Below are 15575 nucleotides of genomic sequence, written 5' to 3'. Positions count from 1 at the left end.
GTAATTTTGTGAACTCCTTATAGTTTTACATTTTTTTTGACTATTCACAGTGATATCGGGCACATGCAGCGGTCAAAAAGCTATTCCATTAAGTACCATCAATAAAGAGTGATATTAAACAATTCGCAGAAAATGGATTTCTGCTAGAATGTACTGTGATTACTTAGACGAGGAGAATATGAATGAGACATCATGCAGCCAGGAAATTCAGAAATGTCTGTCCTAGAAATTGTCCAAGTTCATGCACGATTATTTCCCACATAGAAAAGGATTCCATTCATCATATTGCAGGAGATATCAGCCACCCCTATACAAAGGGAAAACTTTGTGCGAAAGGGTTTTCATATGCAGAAAAAAATAACCATAGAGATCGCTTAAAATATCCTTACTATCAAAAAGTAAAAGGATCAGGGAAATATGTTCAAATTTCATGGGAAAAGGCTTTGCAGCTCATAATAAGTGAAATATTGAGTATTCATCATCATTTTGGCAGCCTTCTCCCTCTCGCCTTGTTTAAGGGCTCTGGAAATATTGGCGTGCATCATTATGTAACAGATGACTTATTTTCACATATAGGAGAAACAACAAGAATGCTTGGCACTTCATCCTTGCTTTCAAGATTAAATGCTCTTGATTCTGATAAGATTGTTAAGAATGGACCTGTTCCTTCTAGCATCAAAGAGGCCTCACTGATTGTCATCTGGGGAGCTAATCCAGCTGCAACCAATATTCACCTCATCCCTTATCTAATAGAAGCAAAAGTAAAAGGTGCAAAAATTGTTGTCATCGACCCCCTTTATACACAAACGGCTGAGTTAGCAGATTTATATATCCAATTGCGGCCAAGTACAGACGGGGCGTTGGCAAGTTTATTAATCAAACATTTGATTGAAAATAATACATTTGATAAAAGTTTTTTCGATTTAAATTCTATTGAATTTAATCAATTAATAAATAACATAAATAAAATTGATGTAGAAGAATATTTACTGAATTGTGATGTATCCAAAGAAGCAACCCACCTTTTGTTGACCTGGATGACGGATGCCGATACGATTTCGTATGTCATCGGTTCAGGGCTGCAAAAACATTCTAATTTTGGACATACGATTCGTTCGATTGTACTATTAGCTACCGTTCACGGGGATATAGACAAAATGGGCGGGGGAATTTACTTAAGAGATGCTAAAGACACGATGGTTTTTAATAATCAAACCGCTGAACATTTATTAGGAAAGAAGCGAATCATGGATATAAATAATAGGGATTATGTGGGAGATCCTCCTATTAAAATGTTATGGGTTTCATGTGCAAACCCATTAATTCAAGAACCTAATTCGACATCTACTAAGCAGTTTCTTATGGACATTCCATTCGTTGTAACGGTGGATCAGTTCATGACACCGACAGCACAAATTTCAAATCTCATTCTGCCAACAACCACCCATTTTGAGGAAATGGATATTATTATCAGCTGGTGGCATAAAGAAATTGCATTAAACGAAAAAGCCCTATCTCCCTATTATGATAGTAGAAGTGAGTGGTGGATTATGACAGAATTAGCAAGAAGGCTGAATCAGCATTTGCCATCACTTTGTACTTTTCCTATTTATTCTTCCGAAGAGGAATATCTCAATGCACAATTTAATCATCAGGTATTTAACCGTTATTCGGTTAGAAACATATCAGATTTAAAAGAGAGAAGCATGACAGGGACTATTCCTGATACTAGAGTGCAGCAGCAATATTCTAATGCAGCGAAACAAAATATAGATTTTAACCCAATGATGGGGATGTTACCGCCAAAAGAATACCCTTTCTGGTTTATCACTCCTCATCATCCATATGCATTTAACTCTCAATTTCACTTTTTAAATCTTCATAATGAGAAAGAAGCATTTGTGGTCATCCATCCACAAGCAGCCACAGATATTGGCATTGCAAACGGGGATATTGTTAAAATTTACAATGATCAAGCTTGTATTGAGATGAAAGCAGTATGCAGCAAACAAGTTCCAAAAGATATTGTCATGGTATATCAAGGGTGGTATCCAGATTCAGATGTTACCATTAACGATCTGATACCTGCAAAGCAAGAAGGCATGAGCAACCAGGAATCTATTTTTAAAAACTACACACTTTATGACACCTTTGTGAATGTTGAAAAATTATAAATACCACAATCGCACTCTTTATGAGGGAACTAAAACCTACTTTCCCACTAATCAACAAGCGCCTGGCACTTGTCGATTAGGTATGTGTATCATGAAGAAAACTAGCTTTCGCTTCATTGCGCAAAGCTAGTTTTTTTATCTTATAAAACTGTGCATGTTTATAAAATCGACATATTTGTATAGAAAGGGAAAAAAGGTCTGTGAAAAGCTAACAAACATGGATGGTTAAGTGTGTATGATTCAACACTCCTCATACCTTTGATTAGAAATTATAATAAGATTATATTCCATAGTTAATAACTATTTTTCCTCAATAAATATGTAACAAAAATATAAAATGGGGGGGATTCATTTATGAATATCTCAAGAAGAAATTTTATTAAAGCCGGGGTAGCGGGAAGTACAACACTTGGATTATCTGGCATGTTCACTTCACGAAAGTGGTTCCAGTCGGCTGCAGCTGAAAACGCTCCCAATGAAGTAACAAGGTTCACTTACCATACAACGAACTGTGGAGGACGATGCGCATTTAAGTGTACCGTTAGAGACGGAAAATTTGTAAAGATTGTTCCAAATAACTGGACAGACACAAGATTTTCAACGGTTTGCTTAAAAGGACTAAGTGAGATTGAACGTATTTATAGCCCTGATCGATTAAAAACACCTTTAAAGCGTGTAGGTAAACGCGGTGAGGGGAAATTCGTTGCAATTTCATGGGATGAAGCCTTAACTGAAATTCATAAGAAGCTGTCAAACTCCGTTAATAAATACGGTAGTAAGTCGATCTTGTTTAGTGCCTCTTCAGGCATTGAATATACGTATCAGCCATTAGTTACGTTACTTGGTGCACAATATGTATGTGAAGCTGGAATTGACGTTGGCCTTGCTAACGGATTGGAGGAATGTATTGGTGGTCAAGCATACGGGTATGTGCAAAATGAAACATCAGACTGGGTTAACTCAAAAACGATTATTTTCCTAGGCTGTAATATCCTAGAAACGACCTTAACCGATTCGAAGTTCTTCTATGCTGCGAAAAATGCAGGGGCGAAGATCATTACAATCGACCCGAACTATTCTACAACCGCATCGAAGTCAGACCAATGGATTTCCATTAGACCTGGTACAGACGGAGATTTACTACTAGGAATGGTTACACTTATTCTCGAAAAAAATTGGTATGATGCAGAGTACTTAACGAAAAACACATCCTCACCATTTTTAGTAAGAGAAGATAACAAACAATTGTTAAGAGTCGATCAATCTAAAGAAGGAAACGAGGAAAATCCGTTCTATGTCTGGGATGAAAATAGCAACTCTTTAATGCCTTATAACGCTAAAGGGGTAAAACCTCAACTTGAAGGCGAGTTCACAGTAGACGGCGTAAAGGTAAAAACGGTCTTTACTGCACTAAAAGAAAACCAAAAGCCATATACACTGAGCTGGACATCACAGAAAACAGAAATTGAAGAAGTTGTGATTTACGAGTTAACGAAACGATATGCAACAGCAGGACCTGCCGTTCTTGGCTGGGGATTTGGTGGAATTGACAAATGGACAAACGCAGATGTTGCGGGACATGCAGGAGCTATTCTTGGTGCTTTAACCGGAAATATCGGCCGAGCTGGTGGAGCTGTTGGAAATGCTTTGTACCATGGTACCTCATGGTCTGCAGCACTCAACTCTTGGGAACTGCCACCACAATTCGCCCAAACACCGCTAGAAATGACAACCCAAGATATGCGTATAAAAGAAAACTCTGTACGAGTCGTGATTAACTTAGGGAATACGTTACAGCAGCATTTTGCGAACTTAAGTAAAACAGAGGAATGGATTAACAGTCTCGACTTCCTTGTCACAATCGATCCTTTCCATAACCCTAGTGTCAATTATTCGGACATTGTTTTGCCGGCAAGTACAGCATTCGAAAGTGAATATGACATTATTAACATGCAAGTGAATCGTTCGCACGTATTGCTTTCACAAAGAGTAATTAAGCCACTACATGAAAGTAAGTCAGACTTCCAAATCGAAAAGGAAATTGCCGCTAGATTTGGTTTAGATCATCATTTACCAAAAACGCCAGAAGACCTGCAAAGACATCGTTTAAATTCCGGTGATCCACGATTAGAAGGAATTACGATTGAGGCATTGAGAGAAAACAATTTCATTATGCGTTTAAAAGTGCCAAATGAGCCGTACCGTGGTTTTACAGATCAAAAATATTTAACGCCTTCTACAAAACTAGAAATCTATCACGAAAAAATGGCCCAATTTGACCAAGCCTTACCAAACTCAGACTTACCATCTGAAGCAAATGAAAACAGCTCTTTAGCTAAAAAATATCCTTTACAATTTAGTCAGGCTCATACTCGATATCGTGTCCATTCACAATTTACAAATTCAAGATGGATTAACCAAATCGATCCAGGTCCAAAGCTAGAAATAAATTCTAAGGATGCTGAGTCTAGAAAACTGAAAACAGGAGATCTTGTAGAAATTTTTAACGATCGAGGTTCGTTCCAAGCAAAATGTAAAATTACAGAATATTTACGTCCAGGACAAGTTCGGTTACATGAAGGTTGGTGGACGGAGCATATGAAGGCAGGAAATCTTCAAAATGTAACGAACGACACATTAAATGAACGCCAATACTTACTTCGATATGGTCCAGTTATTCCGTACAATGATACGTTAGTTGAAGTGAAGAAGATATAGGAGGTGGCATGACGATGAGATATGGTATGGTAATCGATTTAGATAAATGTATGGGCTGTCATACATGTTCAATTTCATGTAAAATGCAAAACAATATTCCACAAGGTATGCTGTGGAATCGTGTCGTTAGCCAAGGAGATGAAGGGTTAGACAGTGTAGAAGGAATTTTTCCAAATGTGAAGAGAAAATACATCCCTATTGCCTGTCAGCATTGCGATAATGCACCTTGTCAAAAAGCATGTCCGGTTGGCGCAACGTATTATGATGAAAACGGAGCGGTACAAATTGATTATGGCCGCTGTATCGGCTGTCGCTACTGTATGGCCGCATGCCCCTATAATGTACGTGTCTTTAACTGGGAAGAAGCAGAGCGTCATCCAGATTTTAATTATGGAGATGGAATCGTTCCTGTACGTGACGTGGGTGTGGTTGAAAAATGTACATTTTGTAAAGAAAGAACAAGTGAAGGTTTAGATCCAATGTGTGTAGTATGCTGTCCAGCTGAAGCACGGGTCTTTGGTGATTTAGATGATCCAAATAGCGAAGTATCCAGGTTAATTCGCGAAAGAAACGGTGAGCAGCTGCTGAAAGAAAAAGGAACGAAGCCGAAAGTTTACTATTTAGGCTTGAATGGGGAGATGTAATCGATGACAATCAAGACTAAATTAAACTTACCTACCGTCATATTAGGTATTCTCGCGATAATGGGGTTTTCAGCCATCGGTTATCAGCTTGTAAATGGACTTGGCGTAACAGGGATGAATAATATCGTTTCTTGGGGAACTTATATTATGTTATTTATGTTCTTTGTTGGATTATCAGCTGGAGGATTGATTGTTTCTTCTTCCGCAACGGTATTTAATATCCCGTCGTTCAAAGTCGTTGCAAAACCAGCAACCATATTATCAACTGTTTGTGTAATTGTTGCTGCTGGCTTTATTATGGTTGACTTAGGAAATCCGTTTCGTATGTTAAATTTACTATTGCACAGCAATTTAAAATCACCGTTGATGTGGGACGTGATGGTGATTTCCCTTTACTTGGTCATTAACGTGTTATATCTATATCTCATGACACGAGAAAAACCGAACCAAAAAGCAATGAAAATTATGTCTTCCGTTGCCCTGCCAGTTGCCATTCTTGTTCACTCCGTAACGGCATGGATTTTCGGCTTACAAATTGCTCGTGGAGCTTGGCATACAGCAATTATGGCCCCGCTGTTTGTCGCTTCCGCATTAGACTCAGGACTCGCTCTACTACTGATTACGTTGGTTCTATTAATGACCTTTAATGTCTTTGTGGTAGAGAAGAAGCTCATTACGACATTAGCAGGACTTTTAGTAACGTTTGTAGCAGTTGATGCCTATCTTCTTCTGGCTGAAATGATAACAATGATTTACCCACAAGGGGAAGGCTTGCATCATGCTGAGGTGCTTATTAGCGGCCAACTGGCTCCGTATTTCTGGATACAAGTGATTTTAGGTCTTGTGGTACCGTTAGCGATCCTATTATTCAAAAAAAATCGAGAAAAACTGGGATTAGTCATCTTTTCATCCGCATTAATTGTCTTTGGAGTGTTGTGTAAGCGAATCTGGCTCCTTTTCTCTGCCTTTGTTCATCCGAACATTGCTGAAGGTCAAGGAGTTACGCTTGGCTATAACCAAGAAAATATTTGGTCCACCGTTGGTACGTATTCACCATCTATAGTGGAGCTGATGATTTCTGTAGGATTAATTTCATTCGGGATTCTTTTATTCAATTTTCTTGCTAAAAAGATTCTTGTGCAAAAATCATCACAAAAAGAGGCAAAAGTCTATTCCATGGTTGAAAACGGCTAACCATCATGTCGAGAATTACAGCAATGCTAAACGCATAAAGGAGAGTTTATGATGACAAAAACTTGGGCTGAAGTATGGAGCTTCCAAGAACAATTATACAGCTTTTTCGCAAACTATTTGCTAGAGCCTGTACAAGAGCAAAACAAAGAGATAGTTACGGAGCAATTTTGGCGTCAATTTCCTTTAGAAGCGGCAAATGAACAAATTATGTCAGGTCTTGAGCAGTTAGTAAACTTTACGTCTAAATTGGATGAACAAGATATGATAAATTCCATTGAAGAAGTGAATGTAGAGTACACAGAGCTTTTTATAGGACCTGGTGTACCGAAATCACCACCTTGGGAATCGTTTTATAATACGAGGAAGAAACTGTTCTTTGGAACGACTGCCTATGTGATGAAAGACTTACTAAGTAAACAAGGCTTAGAAAGTAAGCATAGTGGACGACAGCCTGAAGATCACTTGGGTCTTGAGCTGCTGTATTTAACCGTTCTAACAGAACAACTGCATAATGAAGACATACAAAGACAAGTAAACATCATCAAAGATCAGCTTGCCTTTATGGATGAGCATTTACTCTCTTGGATTCCTAATTTGTATGACGATGCAAAAAATAATGGCAGCTTAGGCTTTTACAGTGGATTCATTGAAATAATTTGGGGCACACTTCTGTGGGACAAGGAACTATTAGAAGAGTTTCTTGCGGAATATGAAGGAAAAGAAGAACTCCTTGAAAAATAACAAGTTGGCAGGTACACCTGAATTAATAATTATATTTATTAGTTTTCATATTAAATCAAGGCTTTCAGCATTTTTGTTGAAGGCCTTTTTCATTGTAATGAAACACTGGGACGGTTCAAGACCAGTGAAAAAACAGGGATTTTAAAAGGGTAAAATTGTGAAATTTTCACTATACAATTATGTTTCCCCTCATATTTAGACTCATAATAACTATATTATCTCTTGTGTATTAAATTCATAAAAATTAATAAAAACCACTTATCTTTCCATACTTTGAACAATACATGATAGACCTCTGGGCGATCAAAATTTATGGTTTTTTTAACAAGCTAAGCCCAAGAACACCAGCATAAAAGTCAATAGTTCTTTGGCATCGTTGACCATTGCTGTTATATGATGGATACCAGATGTTTTTTGCATCTCATTCTCTCCATTCATTAGAGACAGAGGGACAAGTCCCTTGACCCTACTTAGGTCGTACTATCTCAAAAGTTTCTTCGATTTTCGCATAATTAGCACCAGCCAATCGGCTCACGGCAGCTAACCCTTTAGGATCAATTCTTCCGTTTTCGTAGATGTCATCTTCAATATGATATTGAACCACTCTTTCTATAAGGGAAGTGATTCATCGAACAGGAAGGATGATTTTTCGAAAAGCTTTGGAACTTGAGCTAATTAAGAAGGATCCAACTGAATTCGCTTATGTGAAAAAGCATAAAAAACCGATTGAACAATTAGAAGAAGAGGAAGTTCCTAAGGATCTTGAAAAAAAAGAGCTTGCCTTATTTTTAGAAACAGCTAAAGCCAATAGCCTCGAACATGATTACTTAGTTTTTATGATTTTAGCCTATACGGGAATTAGGGTTGGAGAATTTAGTGGCCCTCAAGTGAAAGATGTTGATTTTAAAAACTACACAATCAACATACCAAAACATATTACAATCCTAATAATAATGCTCTGGAATACCAACTGGTTACACCAAAGACAAGAAAATCTAAACGAAAAATCATTGTGGATGAAGAGATGATTCAACATTAACACCACATTCCTTACGCCATACACATACTTCACTTCTTGCCGAGGCGGGTGTCTCACTTGAACAAATCATGGATAGACTCGGTCATACCGATGATCAAATTACAAAAAATGTCTATCTGCATGTAACGCAAGATATGAAAAAAGAAGCTTCCCACAAGTTTGCTCAACTCATGAGAAGCCTCCGTTAAGAACCTCATGTTAACAAAATGTTAACATTCCACTCTCATCTTACATAAAACCCTTATCTATCAAGGGATGAAGCGGCTTATTACATCATGCCGCCCATTCCACCCATGCCGCCCATGTCAGGCATTGCAGGTGCGTTTGGTTCTGGTTTGTCAGCGATAACAGCTTCAGTTGTTAGAAGCATTGCAGCAACAGAACCAGCGTTTTGAAGAGCAGAACGAGTTACTTTCTTCGGATCAACGATACCAGCTTCGATCATGTTAACCCACTCGCCAGTAGCAGCGTTGAAGCCGATTCCAACTTCTTCGCGCTTTAAGCGGTCAACGATAACTGAACCTTCAAGGCCAGCGTTTTGAGCGATTGTGCGTACAGGCTCTTCCATCGCACGTAATACGATGTTGATACCTGTTTGGATGTCGCCTTCTTCTTGTAAAGCAGCTACTTTGTTGTAAACATTAAGTAGAGCTACTCCACCACCAGATACGATTCCTTCTTCAACAGCTGCACGAGTTGCGTTTAATGCGTCCTCGATGCGAAGCTTGCGCTCTTTTAATTCTGTTTCTGTAGCAGCACCAACTTTGATTACTGCTACACCGCCAGCTAATTTAGCTAAACGCTCTTGTAATTTTTCCTTGTCGAATTCAGAAGTAGTTTCTTCTAATTGAACGCGGATTTGGTTTACACGAGAAGCGATTTGTGCGCTGTCTCCTGCACCTTCTACGATTGTAGTGTTTTCTTTCGTTACGACTACTTTAGAAGCGCGTCCTAAAGATTCGATTGTAGCAGATTTAAGGTCACGGCCTAATTCTTCAGTGATTACTTCACCGCCAGTTAGGATCGCGATATCTTCTAGCATTGCCTTACGACGGTCACCAAAGCCAGGAGCTTTAACAGCTACAGCATTGAAAGTTCCGCGAAGTTTGTTCACTACTAATGTAGCAAGCGCTTCCCCTTCAACATCTTCAGCAACAAGCAGTAATGGCTTGCCTTGTTGAACCACTTGCTCAAGAACTGGAAGGATTTCTTGAATGCTTGTGATCTTTTTATCTGTAATTAAGATATATGGATTTTCTAGAATTGCTTCCATTTTGTCAGAATCTGTTACCATGTATGGAGAAGCGTATCCACGGTCAAATTGCATACCTTCTACTACATCAAGCTCAGTAGTGAAGCCTTTTGATTCTTCGATTGTGATAACACCATCGTTACCAACGCGCTCCATAGCTTCAGCGATAAGAGCACCAACCTCTTTATCATCAGAAGAAATTGCAGCAACCTGTGAAATAGACTCTTTGCCTTCGATTGGCTTAGCGATAGCTTGTAATTCTTCAACAGCAGTCGCAACCGCTTTTTCGATTCCTTTACGGATACCCATTGGGTTTGCACCAGCTGTAACGTTTTTAAGTCCTTCACGGATCATCGCTTGAGCAAGAACCGTTGCAGTTGTCGTACCGTCACCAGCTACATCATTTGTTTTGCTTGCAACTTCAGCAACAAGCTTTGCACCCATGTTTTCGAAAGCATCTTCTAATTCGATTTCTTTCGCGATTGTTACACCGTCATTTGTAATTAACGGAGAACCGAATTTTTTCTCAAGAACCACGTTGCGTCCTTTTGGTCCAAGAGTTACTTTTACTGCATCTGCAAGAGCGTCTACTCCACGAAGCATTGCGCGGCGTGCATCTTCACTAAATTTAATCTCTTTTGCCATAATAAATAACCTCCTCGAAATAGTTAAATAGGCAGTTCAAACTAATAAAGTTGTAAAGCTGTATGGCTTAATTAACCAATAACAGCAAGAATGTCGTTTTCGCGTAAAATTAAATATTCCTTGCCTTCGTACTTCACTTCAGTACCAGCATATTTTGAGAAGATAATGCGGTCGCCTTGAGCAACTTCAAGGGCTACACGCTCACCGTTCTCAAGAACGCGGCCAGTTCCGACAGCAACTACATTGCCTTCTTGAGGCTTTTCTTTTGCAGTGTCCGGCAAAACGATGCCGCTTGCAGTTTTTTCTTCAGTTTCAACAAGCTCGATAATAATTCGATCACCTAGTGGCTTTAACAAGTGAAACAACCTCCTCAATAAATATGTAAATTTTATTTATTAGCACTCTCATCTAGTGAGTGCTAACACAATTATTATATTAATGAATCTGCTGTATATTTGCAAGAGTGAAGCTCAAATTTTTTGTAAAAAATATTTAAGATGGGCCACTTAACTTTTACAGACATTGCCAAATGATAGTTTATCCTTAAAATCCAGGCAGCAAACCATCTTTTTAAGTCTACAATTTGAAACTTGGACCTTTTTACGGGTAAAATGAGGATTGGTATACACAATGGATAAGGAGATAAAATATTGAGAAAAGAATATTGGTATATTCTCATTGCTTATATAGGGATGCAATTATCTAGTTTAATCGGGGTTCCGTTCATAGCGTTTTGGGGAACACTATACGGCAAAAGCATGGCTGACATGGAAACCATCGCTGTCACTTCTTGGATTGTCATTAGCTTTACAATCACATTAATTATTACGTTGGCACTCCTCCGAAAAGAAATGAAGGAAAGCCTTTCATTGAGAAATGCAACGTCTGCCGGATCTTCCATAGCTTGGGCCATTGGTGGAGTATTCCTTGCTTTATTTGCGCAATCTATTGCCGCCAATATAGAAAATTTAATTGGAATTGAAATGGGCTCAGAGAACACACAACAAATTATTAGACTTATTCAAGCATCACCCTTAGTCGTTGTTGTCAGCTCTATTATTGGTCCAATTCTAGAGGAAATTATCTTCCGAAAGATTATTTTCGGAACGCTTTATCAGAGGCTGAACTTTTTTCTTTCTGCCTTAATAAGTTCTGTTATTTTTGCTCTTGCTCACTTTGAGTTTGAACATATTCTTTTGTACTCAGCGATGGGCTTTACCTTTGCTTTCCTATATGTGAAAACAAAGCAAATTCTAGTACCGATTTTTGCGCATGTGGCTATGAATACACTTGTCGTCATTATCCAATTTAACAGAGAAAACATTGAAAACTGGATAAAAGAAGCGGAAAAAATGCAAAGCTTTATTGGAGGATTTTTATGAGAAGGACACCATTGTTATCAGGCATCATCTATATTATTCTAGGGATCCTCTTTACTTATATCGCGATCCAAAACATTCAAAGAAACGAAGGCTGGGGAATATTTACTTACTTTCTAATTATTATCGCAACCTTTGACTTAGGTACCGGCCTGCGGATGGTTGCAATTCATTTCAAAATTATCAATAACAAACAAAGAAAATGAGCACATGAATAGTGCTCATTTTCTTTGTTTAGCTTATTCTTCCTCTGCAGGATAATGCTTAAGAAAGTATATAAGCGACTGCAGCTCTACAGCTAAATCAATATGATGGATTCTGATTGAGGACGGTACAGATAAACGGGCAGGAGTAAAATTCAAAATTCCATTTATACTGCTTTGGACAATTCGATCAGCAATAGGTTGTGCTGCAGGAGCGGGAACAGTTAAAATCGCGACTTGAATTTGTTGGTCCTCGATTACTTTTTCCAGATCACTCATATGATAAATTGGTACATCACCAATGAATGTCCCAACTTTTCCCTCGTCTACATCAAAGGCTACTTCAATTTTCGTATTATTGTTTTTGAGGAAATTATAGTTTAAAAAGGCAGTGCCTAAATTACCAACACCAATAAGGGCTACTTTCGTTAATTCATCCTGATCTAACGTTTTCCGAAAAAAGGTTAGTAAATAATTTACATTATAGCCATATCCTTTTTTCCCTAAAGCTCCAAAGTAGGAAAAATCCCGCCGAATTGTAGCAGAATCAACCTTTACTGCTTCACTTAATTCTGCAGAAGAGACTCTTTGTTTCCCAGAAGCATGCAAATTTTTTAAGAATCGATAATATAAAGGAAGCCTTTTGGCTGTTGCTTGTGGAATTTTTAATGACTCATTCGCCATTATCTTATCTCCTCTCTTACGTTTGCTCAACACATTGTGACAAATGTTTAATTATTTAGGAGCTTTATTTCATTTATAATCAATAGATTATAATCTGGAATCCCTTTTAAAATCTCCATTTTTTCCGCCTGTTTTTTCTACTAAATAGGTTTTGCCAATGACCATCCCTTTATCAACTGCCTTACACATATCATAAACTGTTAATGCACATACGGATGCAGCTGTTAACGCTTCCATTTCAACTCCAGTATTCCCCTTTGTTTTGACAGTAGCGGCAATGAGCAGTGTATATTCTTCTTGATCGAGGCTCCATGAGAACGAAATATCTACTCCTGTTAATGGTATTGGGTGACACATTGGAATGATTTCCCACGTCTTCTTGCACGCCATCACTCCCGCGACTTGTGCAACCGCGAGTACATCACCTTTTTTCATTTTATTAGAAGTGATTTTTTCATATATTTCTTTATTAACTGTAATACTGGAATGAGCAATCGCAGTTCTCGCCGTCACCGATTTCTCGCTTATGTCGACCATCTTTGCTCTGCCTTCTTGATTAAAATGGGTAAAATCAGACATTTAAAACACCTCACAACAAAATCATACACTATTTTTAGGCAAATGTGTAAAACACTTCACAATAATTCTTGTCCATCCTCACATACATTGCCCAACAAATATGAATGAGTTACACTTATTCTATAAAGTGAAACTTCAATCAGTGGGGGTTTTCTTCATCCCCCATTGATTGTTAGTTGCGGCCCACAGGATGTGGGTCACACAGACGTTGCCACAGGATGTGGCGTTCTTAGTCTGTGTTCCTAAATTCGGGCATTTACGGGCTGTTGATCCCCCACTTAGTAATTTTTGCTTACTCAACTTCTTAAAGTGGGGGTCTTACAGCCCGTTAATCTGCGATAAAGCTTGAGGTGAACAAAATGATTTTATTACAAGTCAATCAATTAATAAAGAACTTTGGTGCTGAAGTTATATTATCGAATATAAAGCTTGAAGTACAAACTAGAGATAGAATTGCCCTTGTGGGACGAAACGGAGCAGGTAAATCCACGCTTTTAAAAATGATCGCCGGCCAAATGTCTTATGATTCTGGTGACATTATTAAGCCAAAGGAAGTGGAAATTGGGTACCTAGCCCAAAATACCGGTCTTGAATCCGAAAGATCCATTTGGGATGAAATGTTAACTGTATTCGAACATCTGCAAAAGCTTGAAAAGGAATTGCGAAGACTCGAGAATGAAATGTCTGATCCGCAAGCAATGGAAAATCCCGACAAATATGAACGCATTTTAAAAGAATACGATGATCGGCAAGTTCAATTTAAGGAACAAGGCGGTTATCAATACGAATCGGACATTCGCTCGGTTCTCCATGGCCTGAACTTTCAATCCTTTAGCTATGATACGAAAATATCCACTTTAAGCGGGGGGCAAAAAACAAGGCTCGCTCTAGGAAAACTACTTTTAAAGAAGCCTGATATTTTAATTTTGGACGAGCCTACCAACCATTTAGATATTGATACGTTATCTTGGCTCGAGCAATACTTGCTAACGTATGACGGGGCTATTTTAATTGTTTCCCATGATCGATATTTTTTAGATAAAGTTGTCTCGCAAGTCTACGAATTATCCAGAAATCAAAGCAGAAAATATACCGGTAATTACAGCTCTTATCTTGACCAAAAAGCGGCAAACTATGAACGGGACTTAAAGCAATTTGAGAAGCAGCAGGAAGAAGTAGCTAAACTGCAAGACTTTATTCAGCGCAATCTGGCCCGGGCCTCCACAACGAAAAGGGCTCAGAGCCGCAGAAAACAGCTGGAGAGAATGGAATTAATGGACCGCCCTTTAGGGGATGAAAAGTCCGCTAATTTTGGATTCCAAATTGAAAAGCAAACAGGCAATGAAGTACTGAAGGTGGAATCTGTTGCGGTAGGATACAGCGATGAAGCGATTTCGAAAAACATATCCTTCCGGATTACTCGTGGAGAAAGTATTGCTCTTGTGGGTCCAAATGGAATTGGTAAATCCACACTATTAAAAACGATCATTGATAAGCTTCCTGCAATTGCAGGGAATATACACTACGGATCCAACGTAGCCATTGGCTATTATGATCAGGAACAAGCTGAGCTTACCTCAAATAAACGCGTACTTAATGAGCTTTGGGATGAATATCCACTTACACCAGAAAAGGAAATCCGAACTGTATTAGGGAACTTTCTCTTTTCTGGAGATGATGTCCTAAAAACCGTCTCTACATTAAGCGGAGGAGAGAAGGCTCGTTTAGCACTTGCCAAGTTAATGATGCAAAAAGCCAATTTCTTAATCCTGGATGAGCCAACAAACCATCTCGACTTAGATAGTAAAGAGATATTAGAAAATGCTTTAATTGATTATCCTGGAACGATACTGTTTGTTTCTCATGACCGCTATTTTATTAATCGAATTACAACAAAAGTTCTTGAGCTTCATGAAAATGGAGCAACGGAGTTTCTTGGCGACTACGATTATTATGTTGAGAAGAAGCAGGAACAAGAAGAGTTGAAAACCTTGGACCTTGCAGAAAAGACATCCTCCTTTACTCAAGTTAATCAAGACAAAAATAGCTATCAGATGGATAAGGAAGCAAAAAAGCTCGAAAGACAAAAGCAGCGAAGATTAGAAGAAGTTGAAAAGCTAATTGGAGGGTTGGAAGCCCAAATTGCCCAATTCGAACAGCTTCTTTGTGAGCCTGAAATCTATCAAGATCATGAGAAGGTTTTGGAAATAACGAAAGAAAATAACGAAGCAAAGTCTAAACTAGATGAATTAGTTGAAGAGTGGACAGTATTAGCAGAGTAGCAGAATAATCTTTTTTATCTGAAATTTGACCCAGGAGTTTA

The 15575-nt window shown here is 38.4% G+C and carries 13 protein-coding genes and 3 pseudogenes; 10 read left to right on the top strand and 6 right to left on the bottom strand.

Annotated elements, in window-relative coordinates:
- The first annotated feature begins 182 nt into the window (after positions 1–182).
- The 5 genes from RRV45_RS02780 to RRV45_RS02760 all read left to right on the top strand — a co-directional run bounded on the left by RRV45_RS02780 (position 183) and on the right by RRV45_RS02760 (position 7471).
- Positions 183–2174, top strand: a complete 1992-nt coding sequence (locus tag RRV45_RS02780; protein WP_315667224.1) for a molybdopterin-containing oxidoreductase family protein — start codon at positions 183–185, stop codon at positions 2172–2174.
- A 354-nt stretch (positions 2175–2528) separates the two neighbouring features.
- A complete protein-coding gene (locus tag RRV45_RS02775; protein WP_315667223.1) occupies positions 2529–4892 on the top strand; it encodes a molybdopterin-dependent oxidoreductase in 2364 nt (787 codons plus the stop codon).
- A gap of 14 nt (positions 4893–4906) precedes the next feature.
- On the top strand, positions 4907–5536 hold the full coding sequence (locus RRV45_RS02770; RefSeq protein ID WP_315667222.1) for a 4Fe-4S dicluster domain-containing protein: 630 nt from the start codon (positions 4907–4909) through the stop codon (positions 5534–5536).
- A 3-nt stretch (positions 5537–5539) separates the two neighbouring features.
- Positions 5540–6730, top strand: a complete 1191-nt coding sequence (nrfD, locus tag RRV45_RS02765) for an NrfD/PsrC family molybdoenzyme membrane anchor subunit (protein ID WP_315667221.1) — start codon at positions 5540–5542, stop codon at positions 6728–6730.
- A gap of 48 nt (positions 6731–6778) precedes the next feature.
- Positions 6779–7471, top strand: coding sequence for a TorD/DmsD family molecular chaperone (locus RRV45_RS02760; protein WP_315667220.1), 693 nt, complete (start codon positions 6779–6781; stop codon positions 7469–7471).
- Between the two features lie 275 nt (positions 7472–7746).
- On the opposite strand, the pseudogene RRV45_RS02755 reads toward RRV45_RS02760, so the two are convergent.
- Both RRV45_RS02755 and RRV45_RS02750 read right to left on the bottom strand, forming a co-directional pair.
- Positions 7747–7891 (bottom strand): annotated as a pseudogene (locus RRV45_RS02755) (VOC family protein); the annotation flags it as partial.
- 46 nt (positions 7892–7937) lie between these two features.
- Positions 7938–8087 (bottom strand): annotated as a pseudogene (locus RRV45_RS02750) (flavin reductase family protein); the annotation flags it as partial.
- Positions 8088–8112: 25 nt separating this feature from the next.
- On the opposite strand from RRV45_RS02750, the gene RRV45_RS02745 reads away from it, so the two are divergent.
- Positions 8113–8499, top strand: a complete 387-nt coding sequence (locus RRV45_RS02745) for a tyrosine-type recombinase/integrase (RefSeq protein ID WP_315667219.1) — start codon at positions 8113–8115, stop codon at positions 8497–8499.
- A gap of 61 nt (positions 8500–8560) precedes the next feature.
- Positions 8561–8698, top strand: a pseudogene (locus RRV45_RS02740) (site-specific integrase); the annotation flags it as partial.
- 80 nt (positions 8699–8778) lie between these two features.
- On the opposite strand, the gene groL reads toward RRV45_RS02740, so the two are convergent.
- Both groL and groES read right to left on the bottom strand, forming a co-directional pair.
- Positions 8779–10407 carry a chaperonin GroEL gene (groL, locus tag RRV45_RS02735; protein WP_315667218.1) on the bottom strand — a complete coding sequence of 543 codons (1629 nt, stop codon included), beginning with the start codon at positions 10405–10407 and terminating at the stop codon, positions 8779–8781.
- 71 nt (positions 10408–10478) lie between these two features.
- Positions 10479–10763, bottom strand: coding sequence for a co-chaperone GroES (gene groES, locus RRV45_RS02730; protein ID WP_315667217.1), 285 nt, complete (start codon positions 10761–10763; stop codon positions 10479–10481).
- A gap of 294 nt (positions 10764–11057) precedes the next feature.
- On the opposite strand from groES, the gene RRV45_RS02725 reads away from it, so the two are divergent.
- Positions 11058–11789: a CPBP family intramembrane glutamic endopeptidase gene (locus tag RRV45_RS02725; RefSeq protein ID WP_315667216.1), complete on the top strand. Its 732-nt coding sequence runs from the start codon at positions 11058–11060 to the stop codon at positions 11787–11789.
- Positions 11786–11992 (top strand): YdiK family protein, encoded by a 207-nt coding sequence (locus RRV45_RS02720; RefSeq protein ID WP_315667215.1) that lies wholly within the window; start codon positions 11786–11788, stop codon positions 11990–11992. Before RRV45_RS02725 ends, RRV45_RS02720 begins: the two co-directional genes overlap by 4 nt.
- Before the next feature lie 33 nt (positions 11993–12025).
- On the opposite strand, the gene RRV45_RS02715 is transcribed toward RRV45_RS02720, so the two are convergent.
- Positions 12026–12673, bottom strand: a complete 648-nt coding sequence (locus RRV45_RS02715) for a redox-sensing transcriptional repressor Rex (protein WP_315667214.1) — start codon at positions 12671–12673, stop codon at positions 12026–12028.
- 87 nt (positions 12674–12760) lie between these two features.
- Positions 12761–13252, bottom strand: coding sequence for a cyclic pyranopterin monophosphate synthase MoaC (gene moaC, locus RRV45_RS02710; RefSeq protein ID WP_315667213.1), 492 nt, complete (start codon positions 13250–13252; stop codon positions 12761–12763).
- 359 nt (positions 13253–13611) lie between these two features.
- On the opposite strand from moaC, the gene abc-f reads away from it, so the two are divergent.
- Positions 13612–15534, top strand: coding sequence for a ribosomal protection-like ABC-F family protein (gene abc-f / locus RRV45_RS02705; RefSeq protein ID WP_315667212.1), 1923 nt, complete (start codon positions 13612–13614; stop codon positions 15532–15534).
- Positions 15535–15575 lie beyond the last annotated feature (41 nt).

Origin of the sequence: Bacillus sp. DTU_2020_1000418_1_SI_GHA_SEK_038, from assembly GCF_032341175.1 — a bacterium.
In the GTDB taxonomy this organism is placed as follows: domain Bacteria; phylum Bacillota; class Bacilli; order Bacillales; family Cytobacillaceae; genus Cytobacillus.
The sequence above is the reverse complement of the archived record's forward strand: the minus strand, read 5'-3'. Positions and strand labels throughout refer to the sequence as shown.

Bases quoted from the DNA above. Each gene is read 5' to 3' on its own strand.
- RRV45_RS02715 (WP_315667214.1), bottom strand. From the start codon at position 12,673: ATGGCGAATGAGTCATTAAAAATTCCACAAGCAACAGCCAAAAGGCTT.
- RRV45_RS02720 (WP_315667215.1), top strand. From the start codon at position 11,786: ATGAGAAGGACACCATTGTTATCAGGCATCATCTATATTATTCTAGGG.
- moaC (WP_315667213.1), bottom strand. From the start codon at position 13,252: ATGTCTGATTTTACCCATTTTAATCAAGAAGGCAGAGCAAAGATGGTC.
- abc-f (WP_315667212.1), top strand. From the start codon at position 13,612: ATGATTTTATTACAAGTCAATCAATTAATAAAGAACTTTGGTGCTGAA.
- RRV45_RS02745 (WP_315667219.1), top strand. From the start codon at position 8,113: ATGATTTTTCGAAAAGCTTTGGAACTTGAGCTAATTAAGAAGGATCCA.
- nrfD (WP_315667221.1), top strand. From the start codon at position 5,540: ATGACAATCAAGACTAAATTAAACTTACCTACCGTCATATTAGGTATT.
- RRV45_RS02770 (WP_315667222.1), top strand. From the start codon at position 4,907: ATGAGATATGGTATGGTAATCGATTTAGATAAATGTATGGGCTGTCAT.
- RRV45_RS02760 (WP_315667220.1), top strand. From the start codon at position 6,779: ATGATGACAAAAACTTGGGCTGAAGTATGGAGCTTCCAAGAACAATTA.
- RRV45_RS02775 (WP_315667223.1), top strand. From the start codon at position 2,529: ATGAATATCTCAAGAAGAAATTTTATTAAAGCCGGGGTAGCGGGAAGT.
- groL (WP_315667218.1), bottom strand. From the start codon at position 10,407: ATGGCAAAAGAGATTAAATTTAGTGAAGATGCACGCCGCGCAATGCTT.
- RRV45_RS02780 (WP_315667224.1), top strand. From the start codon at position 183: ATGAGACATCATGCAGCCAGGAAATTCAGAAATGTCTGTCCTAGAAAT.